Genomic DNA, 7,433 nt, shown 5'->3' on the forward strand with positions numbered 1-7,433 from the left:
AAAACCACCACCACCGGTAGGAAGTCAACCGCGTGCGAAGATATCGTCGTAAAGCGGGGCAAGATCTTTGGAAGAAGGCATCTTCATTCCCCACAGCGCGTACCGAAGATTTTCCCAATCGGTATCGTCAGGTAGCGCCAAAATGGTCTTGAGGATTTCGGCATGTGCTACTCGTTTCGCATACGCTGGCACATGTTCCGCCTCCGGGCAGGAAGCTAAAATGCGCAGGGCATCTGGTGTGAACCCATGCCGTTGGATATAAGCCTTAATGAATGAGTGATGGTTATATTGATGCTCATAATCAACCAAATCAAGGAAATCACAAACCAAGGGGATATATGCGGTGTCTAACCAACCCAGCGAAAAGACGGCATAAGTCCCAGGCATGGCGCTGTCGGAAAGGTTCAAATACCACTCGTCCAGCCGCATCGCGGATCGGGCGTAGTCTGCGATGAGTGGATGGAGTTGGGGATAGGCGGCCGCAGAAGTAAAGAATTGATTGATGCAGTTGCGGGCTAATCCTTTGAGGTATTCCTTCCGTGGGCCTCTAAATGTAAAGGAAAAGCTGCGCGGAAAATCAGCTATGTCGAGGATTCGGCAGAGGTATTCCAGGGCAATGCGATAGTTTTCCTCGGATTCTTCCTTGATCGTGATTGTGATTGTGGCGAGGACATCGTTGGCCTTGGCGGACAGCTGGGCGGTGTTGATCCTCGGCAAATCCATGCTTCCGGTTTTCTGCAATTGCTTGGCAAGTGGGGAACCTAGGGCAGTGACCTGATCGAAGATCTCCCGGGCGCGATAACTCGGGCCGAATTTTAGGTAAAGCCGCGCTACGGTGCAGGCAAAGTGGAAAAACGACTCGGGGATTCCCTCTGGGGCGGCATGCATGAGCCGGGACTCTACCCAGCTATTAAGAGCTTGTTCCGTCTCGGGCCAACCCGCCAATTGCCGGAAAGTCTCCGTAAATTCCGCTGCGTAACCGGCATCGAAATCGTTTGCTGGAACCCGGAACAAGGCGTATTTGAGAACTTCACGGGTCACACCATCACCATGTGTGGCACCGGAACGAACCTCCGACACTAAGGTGTCGAAGAATCGTTTGGCTTCCTCATCGCGAAATGAGTCTTCGTATCTAAAGTGCACTAATGGCTTCTTCCGGCTTCATTGCGGAAACCATGCTTGCCGCGAGAACATGCTTGCACGGGCCTCGGTTACCTGCATGTTTCAAATACCACGAGCATGTGCAACGTGCGCCCTCTTCAGGTGCTTCGGGGTTTTCGCCCAGCGTAGTTTGATATTCTGCATCCCTCGAACGCACGATCCATGTCCGGGGTGATCCCTCCAATGGCCGTAGCGCATTGTCTGCCACGAGCTTACGGGCAGACACCAACCGGGGATTGGCCTTTTCAATTGCGTCTGGGTTATCCGGCAACTCCCGGTGGAAGTATGCGTGATCGTGAATATCCCACCCCACTCGGCCGGAAGCAGCCAACACCGCCAACGCGGCTTCCACTCGCTTTGTGCTCAGAGCCGCTTCGCGGGCAAGGTGATCGACATCAATGATCGGTTCAAAAGATAACAAGGCACTCAGTAATGCCGCGTCTTCCCGAACTTCTGGTTTAGCGAGATCAACAAGCAAGGATCCTTCACCAGAATGGCCACGCCATTCCTGATCGGTGAGCCCTAAGGTAAGACGAGCACCAGGTAGCTCGAGAGTTACCATTGCTCCGGCAACAGAATCCGATTCGGTCGGGGCGTGGAAACTCATGCTTTGTACGTGTGTGAGCAGCCGCTTCAATGCGCTCAACCGGTGCAAGCCGTTCACCTGAACACCACCGGGCATTTTGCGGGCGGAAACACGTACCGTGCCGCGTTGATTGGTAAGCCAACCAGCTTTGCCAGTACCGGTGGCGGAAGGCAGGCTAGCCAAGAACGCACGGGCACCAGATTGTGGAACGCTGAAAACCTCTTCAAATTCCTTATGCATGCTGGAGGCATTGCCTAAAGCCCGAACCCAACGCTCCGGCATCTCAACCGGACGTTCTGTAAGCGATTCTGTAGGGGTGGAAGCGGTTAAACCTTCGGATCCCACATCGACATGCAGCAATGATTGTGCGGGTAGGGCGGATAATACCGCGCGGGAGGCGGGGCTTAAGTCCACATTGGTGGTGCCGCGGCCAATTTCGCCGCCGTCTAGCCCCTGCTCATTGATTTCTAAACAGGCATAGACGCCGTTGCAAGCGGAAAAACACTCGGCACGAAGACGGTCGCCGTGGGCGGAGAGGATCGGGTCGCGTTCACTGGTGGGAACGTAATTGAAATACCTGGTGGCGGTGATATCTGCCAGGGTGACCAGTCCACGCGCTAAAACCTGCGGGTGGGTAGCAAAACCGTGGAAGAAGCTGGGGGAGGCTTCGAGACCTTCGATACCGAGGCCGGGGGCCAGTGCGAGGTCGAGTCCATCGTCGTCAAGCAAAGTAGTGCCGGTGAACAACCGCGTCATTAAGGGTTCCTCTTTTCGTGCAAATGTGCGAATTTTTTATATAGATTACCCAATCTGCGGCGGGAATACACTACTTCTTATGCAATTTAAAGGAAACTCCGTTGCGGAAGGGTTCCGCCTGGTTGAGCAAGATACTGCTTTCGTGATGGCACTCCCAATCACGTAATGCATCAAGGATCTTTTGGTGCAGTTCAGTAGGCACATTCGTGTGTGTTGGATCCAGAATGAACTGCGCGGTATTAACCTTCGACCACGACTCCGTTGCGGGATTGAAAATCCCAATATGGGCACGATTCTTACGCAACCGAGTAACAGTGACTATCATGCCCTCTGAATCGAAACGCCGATGATCGGCATACGTGCGGATGTTTGCATCAGTGATGGGGCCAGTGATCTTTTGGAGGACATATGGATACACCCGCGAACCGCCGGAAAGCTCACACTTCCCCCTAATCTCAGCAACCGTCGTGATCGTAGTGGAACCGCCAACGACGACGTCGTCACTGACAACAGCACCCCGGAAAAGATACGCGTCGTCTTTAATAACAGCATTATCCTGCACCAATACCTCTTCGACGATCCGGGCGTTATCCCGCACGATTGCGTTACCTGCCACCCAAGAATCAATAATGCGTGGTGTGCCATCGGCAGTATGGGTGCTCGACACCCAACCACCTAAATCACCTTTAGCAACCCCAAAATAGTTGTTGGTACGGGTAGCGCGGATCCGGTAAACCCGGGTGCCGTCGTCAAGCGTGCGGGATTCATCAGTGAGTTCAAAGCACAACTTGGGGGCAGGAATTTTCCGCAGCACCTGGCGTTTAGCTATATCCAACATGGCGCGTTCGTTTTTGCTGAGTTTCACATCACACTGCACGCCGACGTTTCGATTTCGCTTGCGGTAAACAGTGACCATATCCTCGCCGAATCCCACCGGGCCAAAAACGAAACACTGCGACGGGTGGCTGATATCGGCGGAACCACCTATGGTTATTTTCGCTGGTATGGCAGCCGTGATCCGGGTTGTCCCACCAACGCTGGAACCGCACACCCACGCCATCCCGGAGATGCGGGCTTTGCCGTAAATATGGCTGTCCTCAATCACGTGGGCGGTGCCCGTGACCTTTGCTCGGCCACCCACGAAAGAACTCTCAATCGTGGCTCGACCACCAATAACCGCCGAACCGGCGATACTGCTAGACGCACTGACAATCGCTTGCTCGGTCACCCAGGCATGACCGGATACCGTGCCGCACACCTGCGCCTCGCCGCTGATGCGCGCATGCTCATCGATGATTGCGCCAATAATGACGCTGGCCCCACGGATCACGGCATTATCGCGGATCTGCGCCGCGCCACGCACCCGGGCGCGACCTTTGATTCGCGCATTCCCGCACACTATCGCGGTGCCGCCCACCCTGGCATGGCCAGTTACCCGGGCATTCTCCGATATTTCTGCGTCGTCTTCCACCCACGCGTTCCTACCTATTCGCGGTTTGCCTTCACTTGTGTGGGTGGAACTCACCCAACCGCCTAAATCCCCCTCACGCACAAACCGCAGGGGAATATCTTGAATAGCCCGGATACGATACAGAAGTTCGCCCTGGCTATTGGTTTTGGTTTCGTTCGTCAGCTCGAAATGGATATCAGACACTAATTCGCCAATCATTATTAAAATTCCTTGCTTGTGCGTCATGATAGTTTCCGCCCATGTGAGTTACATGAGTGGTGTCTGAAATTCTCACGGCTTTTTCGCTTGGATAATCCGTTGGGCAATATGTGCAAAAACTGCTCGTGATAAATGCACGGCGTTTTATAGTTCTAGCTATGGATTTACACGTAACAGGAATAATTTAAGGACGAATACATGGACGACCAATTGTTAGAGCGATTTATCGAATGGAGTCAAAGAAATCCCAGAAACCCATCGGTCGAGTTGGTCGCGGCACGGGAATTAGAAGCTGCGCCACCGCTTTTCACGCATCCGCGTGGTGAGATCGCCGAGTTTTACAGTCGCCTAGCTTTCGACGACTACGTGAGCTCCAAACAGGGCAAGTATTTTGAGTTCAGCCCGTTTGCGAAGAGTCTTAATGGATCGGATGGTTGGGCCACGTTTAAAAACCGCGAGACAAAGGAAATTGAGCTTTACCCGGAGTGGGACTTCGGGGAATGCATTTTCTTCGGAACGGAAATCCAACAAGGACCAGCATTCGTCCAACTTGAAACCGGGGTTGTGTATGGGATGCTTCCCGGCAGTTGGGATAAGTATAAGCTCGCACCAAGTTTTTCTGAGTTTCTGCGCGCTTTCCTTGAAATTGCGGATTTAAAGGTTCCATCGTGCGATGAGAATCCGGAGTTTCATAAACAAGCAACAGTGATTGCGAAGCAAATCGTTGGGGAAGAATGCTGGCCAGGGTTTAGCGAATTCTTCTGCGTTGGATAGTGGTTCCACATGCTTTTCGACGACCAGACTGTCAAGGACGTTTCAACAGCTCCGTGAGTGCTTTCGCCGTTTTCTTGTCGTGGTTCCCCTCCCGGGCGTAGTGGAGGGCATCGTAGCCGAACTCATTTGTCGGCCCCACCTTCGCCCCATGGTCGAGCAATATGCGCGCGATGGACACGTTGCCGTGGAGGCAGGCATTATGCAGTGGGGTGAATCCCATTTCACCTGGGCCGTTGACATCAGCGCCGTGTTGAAGGAGTATTTCCACGCTGTGTTTGTCTTGGGAGTTGACCGCCGCATTAAGCAGCGTCTCGTCCATGGAGCCGAGCTGATCCACTGAGGTCAGTCGCCCAGCACTGATGAAGCTGGGGTGGGTGGAATAGCGGTGGAAAACCTGTTGTAATTCTTCGCTGATCAAGTTCATCCTTAAATGTGTGAATTCTGGGGATGTGGTGCCCATGATGGCATTGTAAAGATCGGGGTCGGCTCCGCTTCCGAGGTTTTTCTCCACCAGCGGGATCACCGCTGGGCACTCGTGTTTGCACAGCACGGCGATAGCTAGGTCGCTGCAAGCACCGCCGCGGGCGAGTTCAAGGAATGTATCTTCATAACCGAAGGTGCTGATGTCGCCATACAGCGCAACCCACACCGCATCATACTGCGTCAAAAAGTGCTCTTCGTTGGTGTCGCGGATCCGCTCCATGAGGAACTGTGCCAGGTAGTCGCGGTGTGGAAAATTAATGCACACTTTTGTGAGGGCGTGCTGGATGTCGGCGTCGTCAAGCCTAGTTAAGCGCCAGATCGCCGGTTCGATGGCTGCAAAGTCGGTGTCGAATGTGATCTGCTCCAGCCCCCGAATGATGGTGTCCCGATCGTCGCTGTAAAGCAGGGACCAGTCTTCTTCGCTTGTCGACGCCGCCCACAACTTAACGTAATCACAAATCACGCGGTGCCAGCCCAGGTAGAGGGTGAACCAGCGGTGAAATTCTTCATCATCGTATTCTGTCTTACGAAGCCACGCATCCATGGTTTCTAGGAACGTCTCCGCTGTGCATGTGCCGTGGTACGTGTGGATTTCGTGGCCGGTGGTGGTGCGGTAAACGGTGACGGGGCAGCTTGTTTCGTGGGTGGGTTGAAGAACCAGAACATCGGAGTACTCGTTGAGATATGCATTCCCACCAATGGTTGCGTATTCGCACACGGCAACCCCATCGAGGGTGGCGTCGCCGCGAATAGTGGAGTGCCAAATTTCCACCCACCCATCAACTCTGGCATTGCCTTTGATCGTCGAATCTCCGATGAGACTCTCACTGACGTAGGCGTTTTCGCCGATCAGTACATTATCGCGGATGACTGCTTTCGCTGTGACTACAGCTTCGTCAGCTACCCACGAAGTGGATGGAATGCGAACCCCCTCTTCCACCCATCCACCCAGTTCACCTGCTGTGATGTGGCATCGACCTGCTTGGTGGTCGTGGCGGGCACGGATTCGGTGGACGGTCACACCATCGATGACTTTGGATTCGCCGGTGAATTCATAATGAAGTTCCGTCATAGCAAAAAAAGGGGGGTGATTGTTTCTTGTACCCTTTTGTTAGTATCACAATTTAGAAGCAATAGAGCACAAAGCCTGTGATCTTCTCAAAGAACAATCGGTAGGCGCTAAAACGCTCTGTGTCACTTTTGGTGTGAATTAAGTCCAGGCACAAGGTGAAAAAACTATTTTGTGTATTTTGATGTGGCTGTTTGCATGCCACCACGACAACGGATCTTTAACTCCACAAAAAATCGCAGTAAACATGCTGCACGGGTTGGTGCCTTGGTAGCATAGATTCATGATAAGCCTTTGGGAAATGATTCCGCATGACGTTTTCACAGAGATCTCAGTCGTTTCGGCTGTGATTGGAGCTATCGTGGCGTCTGCTACAAATGGGATTGTCGGTTTATTTTCTGAAAAGAAAAAAGAAAAGAGACTGCGGACTGAACAATTTGCTCGTGAATACTTAGATCTAAATTACATTCCAATACGAGCAGCTGTGTACGAGATCACGCAACTTATTTCATCCGGAGAGATAAGCCTTGGTTTTGTTGCCGCAGGATATTGGTTTCCAGGCGACGAAGAGAGTTTTACAGGAAAAAGGGATGAGGTTACCGGCCTAAATCAGCACGAATTACTGACAGTTGAATTAGCCTTTTACAAAAGACTAGGCTACGCCATTAGTAAAAATTTAGTTGACAAACGCGATCTCGATTTACTTTCTGATCTAATATGGTCAGCGGATCTTATTCATGATTTATGTAATGAGATAGAGCGCCAAGCTATTCAAGCTGGAAACGGAAAGCCTCATTGGCTCAAGTACGTCCGAAAGACCCTCAATGTTGTTCCCTCTGACTACAGTGGTTCCAGGCTTTCTGGTTAACACTTGGGTTTGCCCCGCTTATTGTCAATCACTTGTGAAAAGTGGGGGTAGTTGGGGGTAGTTTGTT

6 protein-coding genes are annotated in these 7,433 nt (G+C 52.3%); 2 read left to right on the forward strand and 4 right to left on the reverse strand.

Going from position 1 to position 7,433, the window contains the following annotated elements; translation table 11 throughout:
• Positions 1 to 24: 24 nt before the first annotated feature.
• The 3 genes from Q4D85_RS14330 to Q4D85_RS14340 form a co-directional block, all read right to left on the reverse strand.
• A complete protein-coding gene (locus tag Q4D85_RS14330; RefSeq protein WP_303201466.1) occupies positions 25 to 1,143 on the reverse strand; it encodes a DUF6138 family protein in 1,119 nt (372 codons plus the stop codon).
• A complete protein-coding gene (locus Q4D85_RS14335) occupies positions 1,133 to 2,503 on the reverse strand; it encodes an SWIM zinc finger family protein (RefSeq protein ID WP_303201468.1) in 1,371 nt (456 codons plus the stop codon). The genes Q4D85_RS14330 and Q4D85_RS14335 overlap by 11 nt, the downstream gene beginning before the upstream one ends.
• A 70-nt stretch (positions 2,504 to 2,573) precedes the next feature.
• On the reverse strand, positions 2,574 to 4,172 hold the full coding sequence (locus tag Q4D85_RS14340; RefSeq protein WP_303201470.1) for a hypothetical protein: 1,599 nt from the start codon (positions 4,170 to 4,172) through the stop codon (positions 2,574 to 2,576).
• A 198-nt stretch (positions 4,173 to 4,370) separates the two neighbouring features.
• Between Q4D85_RS14340 and Q4D85_RS14345 the strand changes: the two genes are divergently transcribed.
• Positions 4,371 to 4,946 (forward strand): hypothetical protein, encoded by a 576-nt coding sequence (locus Q4D85_RS14345; RefSeq protein WP_303201472.1) that lies wholly within the window; start codon positions 4,371 to 4,373, stop codon positions 4,944 to 4,946.
• Between the two features lie 31 nt (positions 4,947 to 4,977).
• Here the strand turns inward: Q4D85_RS14345 and Q4D85_RS14350 are convergent, their stop codons facing one another.
• Positions 4,978 to 6,501 (reverse strand): ankyrin repeat domain-containing protein, encoded by a 1,524-nt coding sequence (locus tag Q4D85_RS14350; protein WP_303201473.1) that lies wholly within the window; start codon positions 6,499 to 6,501, stop codon positions 4,978 to 4,980.
• A gap of 298 nt (positions 6,502 to 6,799) precedes the next feature.
• On the opposite strand from Q4D85_RS14350, the gene Q4D85_RS14355 reads away from it, so the two are divergent.
• Positions 6,800 to 7,366, forward strand: coding sequence for a hypothetical protein (locus Q4D85_RS14355; protein WP_303201475.1), 567 nt, complete (start codon positions 6,800 to 6,802; stop codon positions 7,364 to 7,366).
• The last annotated feature ends 67 nt before the right edge of the window (positions 7,367 to 7,433 follow it).

The sequence above is a fragment of the Corynebacterium sp. genome (assembly GCF_030532965.1).
Lineage (GTDB): Bacteria > Actinomycetota > Actinomycetes > Mycobacteriales > Mycobacteriaceae > Corynebacterium.